This window comes from Pseudomonas sp. RA_35y_Pfl2_P32 (assembly GCF_963970735.1).
In the GTDB taxonomy this organism is placed as follows: Bacteria; Pseudomonadota; Gammaproteobacteria; order Pseudomonadales; family Pseudomonadaceae; genus Aquipseudomonas.
Map to the genome: position 1 here is coordinate 148,726 of NZ_CAXAQF010000012.1, position 17,709 is coordinate 166,434.

The 17,709-nt window shown below is 58.8% G+C and carries 15 protein-coding genes and 1 pseudogene; 11 read left to right on the forward strand and 5 right to left on the reverse strand.

Annotated features, from left to right (window positions below; genetic code table 11):
• Positions 1-65: 65 nt before the first annotated feature.
• The 4 genes from AACY45_RS14140 to AACY45_RS14155 all read left to right on the forward strand — a co-directional run bounded on the left by AACY45_RS14140 (position 66) and on the right by AACY45_RS14155 (position 9,368).
• Entirely contained in the window at positions 66-2,372 is a 2,307-nt protein-coding gene (locus tag AACY45_RS14140) for a YgiQ family radical SAM protein (RefSeq protein WP_166589841.1), read from the forward strand.
• Positions 2,373-2,643: 271 nt separating this feature from the next.
• Positions 2,644-5,934: a transglutaminase family protein gene (locus AACY45_RS14145; RefSeq protein WP_339546055.1), complete on the forward strand. Its 3,291-nt coding sequence runs from the start codon at positions 2,644-2,646 to the stop codon at positions 5,932-5,934.
• A 57-nt stretch (positions 5,935-5,991) separates the two neighbouring features.
• Positions 5,992-8,478 carry a circularly permuted type 2 ATP-grasp protein gene (locus AACY45_RS14150; protein WP_339546057.1) on the forward strand — a complete coding sequence of 829 codons (2,487 nt, stop codon included), beginning with the start codon at positions 5,992-5,994 and terminating at the stop codon, positions 8,476-8,478.
• Complete coding sequence (locus AACY45_RS14155) at positions 8,475-9,368, forward strand: transglutaminase family protein (protein WP_339546058.1); 894 nt, start codon at positions 8,475-8,477, stop codon at positions 9,366-9,368. Before AACY45_RS14150 ends, AACY45_RS14155 begins: the two co-directional genes overlap by 4 nt.
• Before the next feature lie 68 nt (positions 9,369-9,436).
• Here the strand turns inward: AACY45_RS14155 and AACY45_RS14160 are convergent, their stop codons facing one another.
• Entirely contained in the window at positions 9,437-9,628 is a 192-nt protein-coding gene (locus AACY45_RS14160) for a hypothetical protein (RefSeq protein ID WP_339546059.1), read from the reverse strand.
• A gap of 68 nt (positions 9,629-9,696) precedes the next feature.
• Positions 9,697-10,284 carry an LOG family protein gene (locus AACY45_RS14165; protein WP_339546060.1) on the reverse strand — a complete coding sequence of 196 codons (588 nt, stop codon included), beginning with the start codon at positions 10,282-10,284 and terminating at the stop codon, positions 9,697-9,699.
• A gap of 342 nt (positions 10,285-10,626) precedes the next feature.
• On the opposite strand from AACY45_RS14165, the gene azu reads away from it, so the two are divergent.
• Entirely contained in the window at positions 10,627-11,073 is a 447-nt protein-coding gene (gene azu / locus AACY45_RS14170) for an azurin (RefSeq protein WP_339546061.1), read from the forward strand.
• Between the two features lie 189 nt (positions 11,074-11,262).
• On the opposite strand, the pseudogene nadE reads toward azu, so the two are convergent.
• Positions 11,263-11,571 (reverse strand): annotated as a pseudogene (gene nadE / locus AACY45_RS14175) (NAD(+) synthase); the annotation flags it as partial.
• A 304-nt stretch (positions 11,572-11,875) separates the two neighbouring features.
• Between nadE and AACY45_RS14180 the strand changes: the two are divergent.
• Positions 11,876-13,531, forward strand: a complete 1,656-nt coding sequence (locus tag AACY45_RS14180; protein ID WP_339546062.1) for an NAD+ synthase — start codon at positions 11,876-11,878, stop codon at positions 13,529-13,531.
• Positions 13,532-13,695: 164 nt separating this feature from the next.
• Here AACY45_RS14180 and AACY45_RS14185 read toward each other — a convergent pair whose 3' ends face one another.
• The gene (locus tag AACY45_RS14185) at positions 13,696-14,184 is read right to left on the reverse strand and encodes a helix-turn-helix domain-containing protein (protein WP_150763534.1); all 489 of its coding nucleotides are present in this window, start codon (positions 14,182-14,184) and stop codon (positions 13,696-13,698) included.
• Between the two features lie 155 nt (positions 14,185-14,339).
• On the opposite strand from AACY45_RS14185, the gene AACY45_RS14190 reads away from it, so the two are divergent.
• The 5 genes from AACY45_RS14190 to AACY45_RS14210 all read left to right on the forward strand — a co-directional run bounded on the left by AACY45_RS14190 (position 14,340) and on the right by AACY45_RS14210 (position 16,966).
• Complete coding sequence (locus AACY45_RS14190; RefSeq protein WP_339546063.1) at positions 14,340-14,747, forward strand: DUF6957 family protein; 408 nt, start codon at positions 14,340-14,342, stop codon at positions 14,745-14,747.
• A gap of 42 nt (positions 14,748-14,789) precedes the next feature.
• Positions 14,790-15,212, forward strand: a complete 423-nt coding sequence (locus AACY45_RS14195) for a hypothetical protein (RefSeq protein WP_053154046.1) — start codon at positions 14,790-14,792, stop codon at positions 15,210-15,212.
• A 106-nt stretch (positions 15,213-15,318) separates the two neighbouring features.
• On the forward strand, positions 15,319-16,047 hold the full coding sequence (locus tag AACY45_RS14200) for a metallophosphoesterase family protein (protein WP_339546065.1): 729 nt from the start codon (positions 15,319-15,321) through the stop codon (positions 16,045-16,047).
• A 108-nt stretch (positions 16,048-16,155) separates the two neighbouring features.
• A complete protein-coding gene (locus AACY45_RS14205) occupies positions 16,156-16,560 on the forward strand; it encodes a DUF6957 family protein (RefSeq protein WP_218425403.1) in 405 nt (134 codons plus the stop codon).
• A 49-nt stretch (positions 16,561-16,609) separates the two neighbouring features.
• Complete coding sequence (locus AACY45_RS14210) at positions 16,610-16,966, forward strand: hypothetical protein (protein WP_339546066.1); 357 nt, start codon at positions 16,610-16,612, stop codon at positions 16,964-16,966.
• 358 nt (positions 16,967-17,324) lie between these two features.
• Here the strand turns inward: AACY45_RS14210 and AACY45_RS14215 are convergent, their stop codons facing one another.
• Complete coding sequence (locus AACY45_RS14215) at positions 17,325-17,624, reverse strand: hypothetical protein (protein WP_339546067.1); 300 nt, start codon at positions 17,622-17,624, stop codon at positions 17,325-17,327.
• Positions 17,625-17,709 lie beyond the last annotated feature (85 nt).

Here is a 17,709-nt window from a genome sequence, read left to right on the forward strand (position 1 = left end):
GAATTGGTCAAATTTTGTGCTATATTCCGCGCCCGCGATTTTTCATCTCAACACCGGTCACCGTCATGCAAACAGCCAAGCCGTTATTTGACTATCCCAAGTACTGGGCCGAATGTTTCGGTCCAGCGCCATTCCTGCCAATGAGCAGGGAGGAGATGGATCAGCTTGGCTGGGATTCCTGCGACATCATCATCGTCACCGGTGATGCGTACGTCGACCACCCATCGTTCGGCATGGCCATCATCGGCCGGCTGCTGGAGTCCCAGGGCTTTCGCGTCGGGATCATTGCCCAGCCGAACTGGCAGTCCAAAGACGACTTCATGAAGCTCGGCGAGCCGAACCTGTTCTTCGGCGTCGCGGCCGGCAACATGGACTCGATGATCAACCGCTACACCGCCGACAAGAAGATCCGTTCCGACGACGCTTACACCCCAGGTGGCATGGCCGGCAAACGTCCGGACCGGGCGAGCCTGGTGTACAGCCAGCGTTGCAAGGAAGCCTACAAGAACGTGCCGATCGTGCTCGGTGGCATCGAAGCGTCCCTGCGCCGCATCGCCCACTACGATTACTGGCAGGACCGGGTGCGCAACTCGATCCTGATCGACGCCTGCGCCGACATCCTGCTGTACGGCAACGCCGAGCGGGCCATTGTCGAGGTGGCCCAGCGCCTGTCCTACGGCCACAAGATCGAAGACATCACCGACGTACGCGGCACCGCGTTCATTCGTCGTGACACGCCCGCAGGCTGGTACGAAGTCGACTCCACGCGCATCGACCGTCCGGGCAAGGTCGACAAGATCATCAACCCGTACGTCAACACCCAGGACACCCAGGCCTGCGCCATCGAACAGGAAAAAGGGCCGGTTGAAGACCCGAGCGAAGCCAAGGTCGTGCAGATTTTGGCCAGCCCGCGCATGACCCGCGACAAGACGGTGATTCGCCTGCCGTCGGTGGAAAAAGTCCGCGGTGACGCGGTGCTCTACGCCCACGCCAACCGGGTATTGCACCTGGAAACCAACCCGGGCAACGCCCGTGCGCTGGTGCAGAAACATGGCGAAGTCGATGTCTGGTTCAACCCGCCGCCGATTCCGATGACCACCGAAGAAATGGACTACGTGTTCGGCATGCCCTACGCCCGTGTCCCGCACCCGGCGTACGGCAAGGAGAAGATTCCAGCCTACGACATGATCCGCTTCTCGGTGAACATCATGCGCGGCTGCTTTGGTGGCTGTACTTTCTGCTCCATTACCGAGCACGAAGGCCGGATCATCCAGAACCGTTCCGAAGAGTCGATCATTCGCGAAATCGAAGAGATCCGCGACAAGGTGCCAGGTTTCACCGGGGTCATTTCCGACCTTGGCGGGCCGACCGCGAACATGTACCGCATCGCCTGCAAGAGCCCGGAAATCGAATCCGCGTGCCGCAAGCCATCCTGCGTGTTCCCGGGCATCTGCCCGAACCTCAATACGGACCACTCGTCGTTGATCCAGCTCTATCGCAGCGCCCGTGCCTTGCCGGGTGTGAAGAAGATCCTGATCGCCTCGGGCCTGCGTTACGACCTGGCGGTCGAGTCGCCTGAGTACGTCAAGGAGCTGGTGACCCACCACGTCGGTGGCTACCTGAAGATCGCCCCGGAACACACCGAGGAAGGTCCGCTCAACCAGATGATGAAACCGGGCATCGGCAGCTATGACAAGTTCAAGCGCATGTTCGAGAAGTACACCAAGGAAGCGGGCAAGGAGCAGTACCTGATTCCGTACTTCATCGCGGCCCACCCGGGCACCACCGACGAAGACATGATGAACCTGGCCCTGTGGCTCAAGGGCAACGGTTTCCGCGCCGACCAGGTGCAGGCGTTCTACCCGTCGCCGATGGCCACCGCCACCGCCATGTACCACTCGGGCAAGAACCCGCTGCGCAAGGTCACCTACAAGAGCGACGGCGTGACCATCGTCAAGAGCGAGGAGCAGCGTCGCCTGCACAAGGCGTTCTTGCGTTATCACGACCCGAAAGGCTGGCCAATGCTGCGTGAAGCGCTGACCCGCATGGGCCGCGCCGACCTGATCGGGCCGGGCAAGAACCAGTTGATCCCGTTGCACCAGCCGGCCACCGACAGCTACCAGAGCGCCCGTCGCAAGAACTCGACGCCGGCCGGCAGCCATAAAGTGGCGGCGACGGAAAAGACCACCAAGATCCTCACCCAGCACACCGGCCTGCCGCCGCGTGCCAGTGACGGTGGCAACCCGTGGGACAAGCGTGAACAGGCCAAGGCTGCGGCGTTCGCCCGCAACCAGCAGGCGGCCAAGGAGCGCAAGGATGCGGCCAAGGGCAAGGGCCCGAAACCTGCGCGCAAGCCGGTTGTGCCACGCTAAGCCGCGTATGAGCTGAACAGAACGCCAACCTTCGGGTTGGCGTTTTGCGTTGGGCCTGAAGATCCAAAGATCGCAGCCTGCAGGCGCTGCCGAAGGCTGCGATCTTTTACGGCCTACGCCACATTTACGTGCAACGGCATCCAAGCAATTCCCCGCGCTGCCCGATTTTGGTGCTGTACTGCCTCAAGCAACCGGAGAAAGCGCCAGCGCGGCTGTATGGCATAAGTCTTGCGCGGTGCCCGGTACGCTTTAGGCTCGCAGGAGGCACGCCGTGTCGATTCATGTCGCATTGCACCACGTCACGCACTACCGCTACGACCGCGCCGTCGAACTCGGTCCGCAGATCGTACGCCTGCGCCCGGCGGCCCATAGCCGCACGCGGATCCTCTCTTACTCGCTGAAGGTGTTGCCCGAGCAACACTTCATCAACTGGCAGCAAGACCCCCAGGGCAACTACCTGGCGCGACTCGTATTCCCGGAAAAAACCGAGCAACTGCGCATTGAAGTCGACTTGCTGGCGGAAATGGCGGTGTTCAATCCGTTCGATTTTTTCCTCGAGCCCTACGCCGAGCGCATCCCGTTCACCTACGCCGCCGATGAACGCAAGGAACTGGCGCCGTACCTGGAAACCCTGCCGCTGACGCCCAGACTCAAAGCCTACCTCCAGGGGATCGAGCGTACGCCGCTGCCGGCCGTGGATTTCCTGGTGGCCCTTAACCAGCGCCTGAGCGAAGACATCAGTTACCTGATCCGCATGGAGCCCGGGGTCCAGACCCCGGAGTACACCCTGGAGCACGCGTCCGGCTCATGCCGCGACTCCGCCTGGTTGCTGGTGCAACTGCTGCGCAACCTCGGGTTGGCGGCGCGGTTTGTCTCGGGTTACCTGATCCAGCTCACGGCGGACGTGAAGAGCCTCGACGGGCCATCCGGTACCGAAGTGGATTTCACCGACCTGCACGCCTGGTGCGAGGTCTATCTGCCGGGGGCGGGCTGGATCGGCCTGGATGCCACCTCCGGGCTGTTTGCCGGTGAAGGGCATATCCCGTTGGCCTGTAGTCCAGATCCGTCCTCTGCGGCCCCGATCAGCGGCCTGGTCGAACCCTGTGAGTGTGAATTCAGCCACGAGATGTCGGTGGAGCGGATCTGGGAAGCGCCCCGGGTCACCAAGCCCTACACCGAAGAGCAGTGGCAAGCCATCCAGACCCTAGGTCGGCAGATCGACGGCGACCTGCAGGCCGGCGATGTGCGGCTGACCATGGGGGGCGAGCCGACCTTCGTCTCGATCGACGATCCGGACGGCGCCGAATGGAACACCGCCGCGCTCGGCCCGGACAAGCGCCGGCTATCGGCCGAGCTGTTCCAGCGCCTGCGCAAGCATTACGCACCCAAAGGCCTGGTGCATTTCGGCCAGGGCAAGTGGTACCCCGGCGAGCAACTGCCGCGCTGGTCACTGAACTGCTACTGGCGGCGTGACGGCGTGCCGGTCTGGCACAACAGCGCGTTGATCGCCGATGAGCAGCAGGACTACGGCGCGGATGGCGCGTTGGCCGGGCGCTTTCTGGCGAGCGTCGCCGAGCGCTTGAAACTGCCTGCACGGTTTGTGTTTCCCGCTTACGAAGATCACTTCTATTACCTCTGGCGCGAAGGCAACTTGCCGCTGAACGTCAGCGCCGAAGACCCGCGCCTGGAGGAGCCGCTGGAGCGTGCGCGGTTGCGCAAGGTGTTCAGCCAGGGCCTGGACAAGGTGATCGGCCAGGTCCTGCCCCTGGCGCGCACCGCCCAGGGCGACCAGTGGCAAAGCGGGCGCTGGTACCTGCGCGATGAGCATTGCCGGTTGGTCCCCGGCGATTCACCGCTGGGCTATCGATTGCCGCTGGGCTCCCAGCCTTGGGTGAAAGCGGCGGAGTATCCGTTCATCCACCCGCAGGACCCCAACCAGGACTTCCCGCCACTGCCGGACACCGCGCAATTGGCGGCCCACGCCACGCCCGCGCAGGCTGAGGAGCGTGTGCCGGTGCTCGATGAGTCTGCCGACTGGCTGACCCGCACTGCGTTCTGTGCCGAGGCTCGGGACGGGCGCTTGTACCTGTTTATGCCGCCGTTGGAGCGGCTCGAGGACTACCTGGAACTGGTCAGCGCCATCGAAGCCACTGCCCAGGAGCTGCATTGCCCGGTATTGCTGGAAGGCTATGAACCGCCCAGTGACCCGCGCCTGAGCAACTTTCGGGTGACCCCGGACCCGGGCGTGATCGAGGTCAACGTGCAGCCGTCCGCCAGTTGGGATGAGCTGGTGGAGCGCACCGAGTTCCTTTACGAAGAGGCCCGCCAGACCCGCCTGACCAGTGAGAAGTTCATGATCGACGGCCGCCACACCGGCACCGGCGGCGGTAACCACTTTGTGCTGGGTGGCGCGACCCCGGCGGACTCCCCCTTTCTGCGTCGTCCGGACCTGCTGCGCAGCTTGATCAGCTACTGGCACAACCATCCGTCCTTGTCCTACCTGTTTTCCGGCCTGTTCATCGGCCCGACATCCCAGGCGCCGCGGGTCGACGAGGCGCGCAACGATGCCTTGTACGAACTGGAAATCGCCTTCGCGCAAATGCCACCGCCGGGTGAGGCCTGTGCCCCCTGGCTGGTGGATCGCCTGCTGCGCAACCTGCTGATCGATGTCACCGGCAACACCCACCGCGCCGAGTTCTGTATCGACAAGCTCTATTCACCGGACGGTGCGACTGGGCGCCTGGGCCTGCTGGAGTTGCGGGCTTTCGAGATGCCGCCCCATGCGCGCATGAGCCTGGTCCAGCAACTGTTGCTGCGGGCCTTGGTGGCGCGTTTCTGGCGCGAGCCCTATGCGCCCGCGAAGCTGGCGCGCTGGGGGACGGAACTGCATGATCGGTTCCTGCTGCCGCACTGTATCGAGCAGGACTTCGCCGATGTGTTGGTGGACCTCAACGCGGCCGGGTATGCATTGCGCGCCGAATGGTTCGCCGCCCATCTGGAATTCCGTTTCCCCAAGGTCGGCGATTATGCGGTCAGCGGGATCGAACTGGAGCTGCGCCAGGCACTGGAGCCCTGGCATGTGCTGGGCGAGGAGGGCGCGGCGGGCGGTACGGTGCGTTATGTCGATTCGTCCCTGGAGCGCCTGCAGGTCAAGCTTACGGGGCTGGCGCCACAGCGTTATGTGCTGACCTGCAATGGAGTGGCGGTGCCGCTGCAGCCTACTGGTCGGGTCGGCGAATTTGTCGCCGGCGTGCGGTTCCGCGCCTGGCAGCCCGCCAACTGCCTGCAGCCCACCATCGCGGTGCATGCGCCCTTGGTGTTTGACCTGCTCGACACCTGGATGCAACGCTCCCTGGGGGGCTGCCAGTACCACGTTGCCCATCCGGGAGGGCGCAACTACGACAGCCTGCCGGTCAACGCCAACGAAGCCGAGAGCCGGCGCATGGCGCGGTTCTTCCGGCTCGGCCACAGCCCGGGCCGCCTGGAGATCCCGACCCTGACCCTCAGTGATGAGCTGCCCATGACCCTGGATTTGCGCCGTTTTGCGCACAACAGCCAATGACAGAGCTGCCATAGTTGTGCGCTAACCTGATTTTTTCTTGAGCCTGCCGAGCGTTCCATGCCTGACCTGCTAGACCGTTACCCGCTCACGGCGGGCACCTATCACGAATTGCTCGACGACAGCGGCGCCGTGCGCGCGCATTGGCGGCGCCTGTTCGAGCACTTGCAGCGCAGTTCGCCCGCGCAACTGGTGCAGCGCCAGGCGTTGCTGGCGCGGCAGATCCAGGAAAACGGCGTCACTTACAATGTCTACGCCGACCCCAAGGGCGCCGACCGCCCCTGGGAGCTGGACCTGTTGCCCCACGTGATCGCCGCCGATGAGTGGCAGCACCTGTCGGCCGGGATTGCCCAGCGTGCGCGGCTGCTCAACGCCGTACTGGCGGACCTGTATGGCCCGCAGCGCCTGGTTGCCGAGGGCCTGCTGCCGGCGGAACTGGTGTTTGGCCATAACAACTTCCTGTGGCCGTGCCAGGGGATCCAGCCACCCGCCGAAACCTTCCTGCACCTGTATGCAGTGGACCTGGCGCGGACTCCCGACGGGCGCTGGTGGGTCACCGCGGATCGCACCCAGGCCCCGTCCGGCGCCGGTTATGCCCTGGAAAACCGCACCATCGTCTCCCGCGCGTTTCCCGAACTCTACCGCGACCTGCAAGTGCAGCACCTGGCGGGGTTCTTCCGGACCCTGCAGGAAACCCTGGCCCGCCAGGCACCCAGCGCCGAGGAAGTGCCGCTGGTGGTGTTGTTGACCCCCGGGCGTTTCAACGAGAGCTATTTCGAGCACCTGTACCTGGCCCGCCAACTGGGGTATCCGCTGGTCGAAGGCGGTGACCTGACGGTGCGTGATGCCACCGTCTACCTCAAGACCCTGAGCGGCCTGCGCCGGGTCCACGCGATCATGCGCCGGCTCGACGACGACTTCTGCGACCCGCTGGAACTGCGCACCGACTCGGCCCTCGGCGTTCCGGGACTGCTCGATGCGGTGCGCCAGGGGCGGGTGCTGGTGGCCAATGCCCTGGGCAGCGGTGTGCTGGAGTCGCCGGGTCTGTTGGGGTTTCTGCCGAAGATCAATCACTACCTGTTCGGCGAGGAGCTACTCCTGCCGTCCATTGCCACTTGGTGGTGCGGGGAGCCGCCGGTGCTGGAGCAAGCCCTGGAAAAACTCCCTGAACTGCTGATCAAACCGGCCTTTCCTTCCCAGAGCTTTGTCCCGGTGTTTGGTCGTGATTTGAGTGAAAAGCAGCGCGATGATTTGGTCCGGCGCATGCGCGCGCGGCCTTATGCCTATGTGGCGCAAGAACTCGCCCAACTGTCCCAGGCACCGGTGTGGCAGGCCGAGACCGGCCAGGTGCAACCACGGGCCATCGGCATGCGGGTGTACGCGGTGGCCAGCCGCGACGGCTATCGAGTATTGCCCGGGGGCCTGACCCGGGTCGCCGCCGAGGCGGATGCCGAAGTGGTATCGATGCAGCGTGGCGGCGCGAGCAAAGACACCTGGGTGCTGGGCGAGGGGGCCCCCGTCGGCGAGCAATGGAAAGCCCACCGGACCCTCGGCGTACACGAGCTGGTGCGGCGCGATCCATACCTGCCGTCGCGGGTGGTGGAAAACCTGTTCTGGTTCGGCCGTTACTGCGAGCGCTGCGATGACAGCGCGCGATTGTTGCGCATCATGCTCGCGCGTTATGTCGACGGCGACGATCCGCAGGCCCTGCAAGCAGCCGTGGAACTGGGCGAAAGCCTGATGGTGCTACCCGAGGAGGGCGAGTTGCCCGAGCGCCTGCTCGCCGCTTTGCTCGGCGCCGACTGGTCGTTCAGCCTGCGCGCCAATCTGCAGCGCTTGCAGTGGGCAGCGTCCCAAGTGCGCGGTAAGCTCTCGCGCGAGAACTGGCAGGCGCTGGTGGAGTTGCAGCGCGAGGCCATGGAGCTGGAGACCGAGGCCGCGGATTTTGGCGAGTTGCTGGACTTTCTCAACCGCCTGGTGATGTCGCTGGCCGCGTTGTCGGGGTTTGCCCTGGACGACATGACTCGCGACGAAGGCTGGCGGTTCTTGATGATTGGTCGACGCATCGAGCGTTTGCAGTTCTTGAGCAGCAGCCTGGCGGGCTTCCTGCGCGGGGCCGGGGCGTTCGATCAGGCGGGCCTGGAATGGTTGCTGGAGTTGGGTAACAGCAGCATCACCTACCGCTCCCGCTACCTGGCCGTGGCGCAGTTGATCCCGGTGCTGGACCTGTTGCTGCTCGATGAACAGAACCCCCATGCGGTGTTGTTCCAGTTGAAACTGGTGAGCCGCTCCCTGAAGCGCTTGAACCATGACTTCGGCGCGCCTGCCGAGGCGGCGTTGCCACTTCTGGTGGAGCGCCTGGCCGGGTTCGACCTCGGCTGCCTGGAAAACCCGCTGTTCGGTGACAGCAGCGTGCGCGCTGCCCTTGATGGCCTGGCGGACTTGCTCCAGGAAGTCGCCGATGTCAGCAATCAGGTGTCCGACCGCCTGGCCTTGCGGCATTTCGCCCATGTCGACGATGTCAGCCAACGAACGGTGTCCGTGTGAACAGTGCCCGCTATCAGATTCTCCACGACACCCATTATCACTACGACAGCCCGGTGTCCCTCGCCCAGCAGTTGGCCCATCTGTGGCCGCGGCCTTGCGCCTGGCAACGCTGCACCGAGCAGCAGTTGCTGATCAGCCCGTTGCCGACGACCCGCCGCGATGAGCTGGACGTGTTCGGCAACCCGCTGACCCGCCTGGCATTCGAGCGGCCCCACGATGAGTTGCAGGTCAATGCCCGGCTGACGGTCGAAGTGCTGGCCCGGGTATTGCCCGACTTCCAGCAGTCGCCGGCCTGGGAGGCGACTCGCAGCGTGCTGACCTACAGTGGCCAGCCGATCGCCAGCGAGGTGCTGCAGGCGTGTCGTTTTCGCTTCGAGTCGCCCTATGTGCACTTGAAGAGCCCCTTCGTCGAGTTCTCCGAAAGCTGTTTTGCGCCGGGGCGGCCGCTGATGCTCGGGGTGCAGGCGTTGATGCAGAAGATCTTCAGCGAATTCACCTTCGACGCCGAGGCCACGCAGGTCGCAACCCCGCTGGTGGAAGTGCTGGAGCGCCGGCGTGGGGTGTGCCAGGACTTCGCGCACCTGATGCTGGCGTGTGTGCGTTCCAGGGGCTTGGCGGCGCGTTACGTCAGTGGCTACCTGTTGACGCAGCCACCCCCCGGGCAGGCGCGGTTGATCGGTGCCGATGCCTCCCATGCCTGGGTGTCGGTGTTCTGTCCGGTCGTGGGTTGGGTGGATTTTGATCCGACCAATAATGTGCAGCCGGCGCTGGAGCACATCACCCTGGCCTGGGGCCGGGATTTTTCCGATGTGTCGCCGTTGCGTGGGGTGATTCTGGGGGGCGGCAGCCATGACCCGGAGGTGCGGGTGACGGTCATGCCGTTGGACTAGCGCGGTCCGCCGTAGGAGCTGGCTGGCCAGCTCCTACAGAAGATAGGCGGGACACTGTCCGGTGGGGCTCAGGCGTCTGGCGCCTGCTCTTTCGGTGTTTCTACAGCGTCTTCGGCAGTCACTTCGCCTTCTGCATCCGGGCTCAGTGCACCGGCCTCTTCATCGGCAGCCGCTTTCTTGCGTTGCAACTTTTCCTCTTTCTTCTGCTCTTTGGCCAAGTCTCTTTGACGCTTGGCGAAGGAGTAATTAGGTTTAGCCATGGGCGATCCTCTGGGGTCGAAGGTGAGGTTGAGCGGCGCGTATTCTGCCTTTAAACCGGGGGCAAGGGTTAATCGGGTTTTTGCCCGTCCCATTTGGGGCTGACCACCGGCTGCCAGGCATCCAGTGCATCCAGCAGATCCTGCGGCGATTCGCTCGTTTGCAGCATGTCACGGTGCTGCCCGCGAACGAAGCCTTCACCGACGACATGATCAAGAAATGCAGTGAGTTTGCTGTAGAAACCATTCACTTCCAGCAGGCCCAGTGGTTTGCCGTGGTAGCCGAGCTGGCCCCAGGTCCAGACCTCGAACAGTTCCTCGAGGGTCCCCAGGCCGCCGGGCAGGGCAATGAAGGCGTCGCTCAGTTCTGCCATGCGCGCCTTGCGGGCGTGCATGCCATCGACCACTTCCAGGCGCGTCAGGCCGTTGTGGCCGATTTCCTTGTTTTTCAGGCTTTCGGGAATAATTCCGATCACTTCGCCACCGGCCGCCAGTGCGGCGTCGGCGACAATCCCCATCAAACCGACCGCGCCGCCGCCATACACCAGCGTCAGCTTGCGCCGGGCCAGCGCCTGGCCCAAGGCAATCGCCGCCTCTCGATAGACCGGGTCAGTGCCGGTGCTGGCGCCGCAAAACACACAAACAGATGTTAAAGACATGCCTTCCTCCGTGATCAGTGACGAGCGCAGAGTAATGGCTGGCGCCGGGTTGCTCCAAGAATTAATCCGGGGCGCGGGCTTCTTCAAAGGTGCCACTGGCCCCACAGGCGTAGGCGGCGAGCAAACTGCACAACAGGCTATTGAGGGACATGACGGACACTCCATTAGGGGGCAATGGGGTGATCTTAGGCGCGAGCGTGCGGTCTGGCTGGTAGATTGTTTCGATGAGTGTCATAGCTCGAAAGTTGTATACAATTCTTGATTCAGGTCATAGGAACTTACGAATATTTCAGGCAGTCTTTACAGGATATGGATTTTTTAACCCTGCCTTGGAGATTCACCATGTTTGCCAAACTTGTTGCGGTATCCCTGCTGACACTGGCCAGCAGCCAACTGATGGCTGCCGAATGCAAGGTCACCGTTGACTCCACTGACCAGATGTCCTTCAACACCAAGGCCATTGAAATCGACAAGAGCTGCAAAACATTCACCGTCGAGCTGACCCACTCCGGCAACCTGCCGAAGAACGTCATGGGCCATAACCTGGTGATCAGCACTGAAGCTGACATGCAGCCGATCGCCACCGATGGCCTGGCTGCCGGCATCGACAAAAACTACCTCAAGGACGGCGATACCCGCGTGATCGCTCACACCAAGATCATCGGTGCTGGCGAGAAAGACGCCGTGACCTTTGACGTGTCGAAACTCGACGCTGCGCAAAAATACGGTTTCTTCTGCTCGTTCCCTGGCCACATCTCGATGATGAAAGGCACCATTACCCTGAAGTAAGCCTGTAGCGCCCACAAAAAAGCGTCCCTCTGGCACTCATGCCGAGCAGTTAAGCGACGCCGACCATTGTGGGAGCGAGCTTGCTCGCTCCCACATAGGGGGTCGTTTCTCCTTAACTGATCGGCATTACCCGCTGGGACGCTTTTTTTGTGCCTGGCGTTTGATCGCGCCACAGACCCCTTTGGTCAATCACGGGGCAAACGGCATCACCCGCTTGTGCTGGGTCTTTTTATAGGTGTCGCAAATGATCCTGAATGCCTCTTCGCGCACCGGCTCGCCGTGCAGGAAGGCATCGATCTCGGTGTAGGTGACACCATGGGAGGCTTCGTCCGGTTTACCCGGCGACAGGTCTTCGAGGTCGGCGGTAGGGACTTTTTCCACCAGTGACTCAGGTGCGCCGAAGTGCCGGGCGATGGCCCGTACCTGGTGTTTCACCAGGCCGCTGAGGGGGGCGAGGTCGCAGGCGCCGTCTCCGAACTTGGTGAAGAAGCCCAAAACCTTCCGCCCCCCAAAAAAGTGCCCAATCCGTTGTAAATATTAGCGTAAAAGCTAGCTTGTGCGTTGTGCAAAAGGAAAAGCTGCACAGTCAGAAAAAAAGTGTAAGAGTTTTCGGACACCCCCTTACCTTGTCTCCATTCGAGTCCTAGGCTCGAGGAATGGATGAGGCATAATGAACGACATTGGCGAGATGCGGCTCTACCTTTAATAGGTTCTCGTTCGAGCCTGGCAAGGCAAGCGACCTGATGATGAGTCGGCTGGGGAGCTACATTTTGGCGTTCGGCTCAAAGGCATAGGAGGAACCATGGCGCAGAGTTTAAGGGTGGTAATGGCCCAGTTGAATATCCGAGTGGGGGATATTCAAGGCAATGTTGAGAAGATCATCGACGCTGCGAAGAAAGCGCGTGACGAACTCCATGCCCAGATCATCGTTTTCCCTGAACTTACTTTGTGCGGCTATCCACCGGAGGATCTTTTGCTGCGCTCTAGCATGCAGCTCCGAATTGAAAAGGCCCTAGATAAAGTTCGCCAAAGTTCTCAAGGTATAGCTGTAGTGGTTGGCTTTCCTTGGGTTGAAAGTGGTTCTGGCCACGAAGAGCTACAAAGTAATAGGTACAACAGCTGCGCTATCTTTGTTGATGGGGCAGAGCTCAGTCGTTACCATAAACAGAAACTTCCGAATTATCGAGTCTTTGATGAGAAACGATATTTCGTGCCTGGCACTGGGCCGTGTGTTGTTGATCTTTTTGGTGTAAAGATAGCTCTCGGTATTTGCGAAGATATATGGTTCCCGGAACCTTTGAATGAAGCATGTGCCGCAGGTGCGCAAATCATGCTCACCCTGAATGCATCACCTTTCCATCGCGGCAAACAAGCTGAGCGCGAAGAGCTTCTTGCGCAGAGAGCAAATGAATGCTCGATTCCGATGATTTATGTGAACCAAGTTGGAGGCCAAGACGAACTCGTCTTCGATGGCAACAGCTTCGTTGTTGATGGGAACGGAAAAGTTACTCAACGAGCCCCTGCCTTCGAAGAAGGACTCTTTCATGCTGACTTCGCCATAAAAGAAAATTCCCTCGTACCAGTTGAGGCAGGGAAAGCTGAACTTTTGAGCGTAGAGGCGAGTGTTTACCAAGCATTGGTTATTGGTGTACGTGATTACGTTCAGCGCAACGGCTTTAAGGGCATTGTGCTAGGCTTGTCTGGCGGTATCGACTCGGCCTTAACCCTTGCCGTGGCGGTCGATGCCTTGGGAGCTGAAAACGTGGAAGCGGTGATGATGCCGTACCACTACACCGCCCAAATGAGCCAGGACGACGCGAAGGAAGAGGCCGAGCTGCTTAACGTCAAGTACAGCGTGATGCCGATTCAGCCGATGGTTGAGGCTTTCCTAAGTACACTTACACCCGCTTTCGAAGGGCTGCCCAAAGACACCACCGAAGAAAACCTGCAGGCCCGTTGTCGTGGGGTGATTCTCATGGCTATCTCCAATAAAAAACGCTACTTGGTTCTAACCACTGGTAACAAGAGCGAAATGGCAGTCGGCTATGCAACCCTCTATGGCGATATGGCAGGTGGCTTCGATGTATTGAAGGATGTTCCTAAGACTCTGGTGTTCCGCTTGTGCGAATACCGAAATACTCTTGGATATGTCATTCCTCAGCGTGTTATTGATCGACCTCCGTCAGCAGAACTTGCACCAGATCAGAAGGACGAAGATTCGCTTCCTCCTTATCCTGTTCTCGATGAAATCTTGCGTTTATACGTTGAGCATGACTACTCGGCAGATGCCATTGTTGATGCCGGTTTCGACAAAGAAGTGGTGCACAAGGTGATTAGGCTAGTTGATATCAACGAGTACAAGCGCCGCCAGGCTGCAGTTGGCCCGCGAGTAACTGAGCGAGGATTTGGACGTGATCGACGATATCCAATTACTTCGCGTTGGAGCATTGGCGAATAGATGAGCAGAGTTAGGCCGTCCGCAATGGTCGGCCTATTTTGCTTACCGTTTACGCTCAGACCGTAGGTATGGAGATCTTCTCGAAATACCTGAACGGTTTTTTTGCTAGCGCTTCAGGCCTCTTGCTCAACGACCAAACTGCTCAACCTATCGGATGAACTCAGCTACGATGCATCAACTGCATCCGAGTGCCAAATCTTGTTCACCGTTGAAGCCGCCATGCCAAGCTCTGAGCACGTTTGTTTCTGAGTTAAACCCTGTCCCTTGCAGGCAAGCACTGCCTGGATCTTGTCAGCGGGCACCGGTCGCTTGCCTGCTTTACCCGTCCGCAAATCACCATCTTGAAATTCATTTGGCAGGCTGGCCAGCACACCTAGCTGTTCAAGCTTCTGGATCTCATCGCTCAGGAATAAAAGATAGTCAGCGGTGGACTGTTGCCTCTCGTATTTGGATGCCACAGCCAGTAAAGCTACAGCATCGACATCAAGACGCTTGGCAATCCCTTCAAGAGTGTCAAGGGTCACGCTGGACTTTGCGTGCTCAAGGTTGTGTAGGTGCCTCGCTTCTATTGCGGCAGCAAGCTGCTCTTGGGACAAGCCGCGTGCTTTCCTGGTCAATCGTAGGATCGCGGCTAGCGCTAATCGCAGTGGCATGAGTACTTCCCACAAAGGAAAGGATAAGGCCACATTGATAAATTCCCATCTATGCAATATAGTTCTTATTTGGGAATCACCGGTATCATCCGCGCTCCGATCAGGGAGCGAGATCCCGCGCAAACATATCACATGTATTGTCAGAGGCTTTTTGATTGGAAATCGAAAAAATCCAAGCAGCCAGCGAGCTCCTCTCCACCACTGGAGAGCCACGCTCTGGATCTGAAGAAAGCCAAGAAGCGCTAATTCATATCGCGCAGACCCGCTTCCCCGACAAAGGCTTTTGCATCGTCCAGCAGTGGACGATCGTACGCGCGATAGCTAGCGATGCGGATCTCACCAAAATCCACGTTCATGGCCACTTGCCGCTCTTTGTTTTCGCCGAAAAAGTCATCCTAGACAGCCGAGGACGCTTCGATTACGGAAACTCGGTTCGCAGCACCATGGCCATTTCATTCCAAGATGGCTTTCTCTTTGAAACCAAAAACACGGTGTACGTTTTGGCGGGAGACGGCGACGAAAAGGCAGCCAGCCTCGCCGCGATACTGTCTCTTTATCAGTGATGTCAGCTGCAACAGCGGCCTGTAGATCCACGGGAATGTGAAATGTTTAGAAGTCATGAAACTGTTGCCGAGGGCACTCCTAATATTTTTGGGGATGGGTATTCGAACTGGCGGATGTTTGAACGCCACTTGGCTCATCCTTGGTATCACGTCGTCCTTCAGGAGCGCTTGGAGGGCACGGTATGGTCAAGCACCATGATGATTAGTGACGTCGATATGCTCGAAGAAATACTTTCCAAACAAACCAGCGAGTTTGTCGTTACGGAAATTCAGGTCGTCACGCCTGGGTGGATGAACAAAGCCGGCAAATGGATTATGGAGGGGCTTTCGGGGTTGCTGGTCGGATATGACTCTAGTGGTGCTCGTGTTTGCCTTCATAACATTGGCGACGAAAAGGCTTATACGGATGCCCCAGGCTGTCTTGTTGACCCTCACTCTCTCAAAGGGCTTCGAGTGATTTTTTAATCCGAGTACGTAAATCGCAGCCTCTCCTGGCAAGGCGCGCCATGGTCGGAGGCCGCCCGCCACAGCTGTATACAATGTACAACTAAAACGAAAGTGGTCGTCTGCTATGAAGATTCAGATTTACTCAGATCTGCACCTCGGCTTCGCTCCGTTCGAGCCCGTAATAACCGACGCGGACGTAGTCATTCTCGCCGGTGACATTGATATCAAATCGCGTGGAGTCTCCTGGGCAAACGACACATTCCAATGCCCTGTGATTTACGTTTGTGGAAACCACGAGTACTACGGCGGCCACATTGATCACACACTTCAAAAAATGAGGGACGCGGCAGCGCCTCATGTGCACGTCCTCGAAAACGAGGCCTTGATCCTGAATCAAACCAGGTTTTTGGTCACGACTGCTTGGACAGATTACTCGTCGACCGGAGATGTCGTTGCCGCGAAAAGAGTCGCTTGGGACTGGATGAACGATTTCACTGTGATCAGAACGGATGCAAATTTCCGACGTTTGCGTCCTGATGACTTGATCGCTAAATCTCAGGCGGCGTACGCCTGGCTTACTGGGGAATTGGACAAGCCTTTCGACGGTAAAACTGTTGTCGTCACGCACCATGCCCCTACGTCGGAATACGTAAGTGGGGATTTTCCAGAACACCTCGTTGCTGCGTACGCAAATAACTGGCCTGAGCTTTTGGAAAATGCCGATCTGTGGATTTATGGACATACCCACATCGCTGCGGATTTCGTTAAACGAGGTTGCAGAGTTGTGTCAAATCCTCGCGGATACCCAACCGAAGATACCGGTTTCGATCAGGATCTTTTGCTCGAGATTTGAGGGGCGGCATGCAGCGATGAACCTCAGCAATTTGAGTTTTTTCCTACGTCTGGCGCTGGGATCAATTCCATTTTTGCGATCTAAACCCCAATCGATCGAGAAATTCACATGGTTACGTTAGAAGAGATTTCCCAGCTCCTTTACGGAGCAGGGAAGGAAGCACTTGGCTGGCAGGGCACCCAAGATGAGCTGATTGCATTGGCAGCAAAAACATTCCCAGGCAAAGCATTCTGCGTGGTGAAGCAGTGGATCCTGATCGACCTTACGGTTAACCCTGATGAGAAAGAAAAGCTAAGCGGGCTTGGTCTACTTCCCGCGACGCTTTTTGCTCATGAGATAGTCCTGGACAGCAAAGGACGCTTCCAGCCTCGAATGTGGGTTCGTAGCAATTTCGGTGTCTCTTTCACTGAAGGCTGTATGTTTGAAACCAAAAATACTGTCTATCTCCTGCTTGGGCCAGGACTGAGAAAAGAGGCTAGCATTGGTGCCGCTTTTTCAATGAAGGCAGGGTGAGCGATGCTTGCCGACGGTATATTCATGGTCGTTTTGGAGCTTGAGTTGGATGCCTGAAGTAATTGAGCTGGAATTTCATAGTAAAGATGTCAGCGAATTTCAGCTGCGCCGGTTGGTGCGAGCAAGCCTTCGCAAATACACGGTGCCTGTCACGGCATTCATCAGCGACGCTTTTATTGCAGATGACACATGCGTCGGGGTGTCATTCGATCACTCTGCGAAGGATGATGCCTACCACAGAGCTGATGGTTCAATTCTTCACACGGGTAAAATTCAGTCGGCGAGGAAAGAAGGGCGATTTTGGTTACTCGAGACTCAAGATGGTAATTACGTCATCGCTAGCTTCAGGCGAGACCTCGGCAGAGCTAGCTTTTTGAAGCTTCTCCAGTCCGCCGATAGATTCTAATCGGTAGTATGAAAGCCATCATTTGATAACCTGGTAGGGCCGTGTCATATGGCAGATGAACGATGGTCAGTCGTTAGGGCAATAGCCCATTTTGACGAGTTGCTCGACCAGGTGATCACGACTCGTAAACCAGTTTTCGTTGATGGAGAACGCAGGACTGCGGTGTTCATTTCAATGGAGGAATGGCTGTCGATTCAGGACAAGCTCATTGCTCGAGCTCCCCTAAACCTCTGAACTTTCGCTTGCTGGGCCTCTTACGGTTTTAGTTTGCTGCGCTCCGAGTTCACCATGCGGAGCGCTTCAAGCGGCATCTGTCCTGTAACGCTCGCCATCGAGCGGAGTCACCGCTCGCCTTAGCTCAGTAACCGAGCTCGTTCAGCAGCTGTTGCAAAAAACCACGGCGCCTACGAACCGCGCACAGGATTAGATAGTCGCGGTCGGTATCGGTTGTTGAAAGATGCCCGGCGTCCACCAAGCCATGGATGTAGCCTTCAGCTTTTCCTCTCGCCTCCAACAGGGCTTCGATGGAAGTGCTTTTGAAAATGTCGCCAGCAATGAGCTGCCACCGCTTCTTCTGGCGGTTCCCAACGGGGTCGTCGGAAAATTTCGGTGCGTTGATCAGTGTGTTGAAATCGGCACGTGCGTCATGTGTGTTCAAAGCGGATTCTCGGAACGGTGATAACTGAGCTGAGGCTATCATGCGCACACTAAATCACTTGTTGTTGGCTGGTTTACGTAGGCGC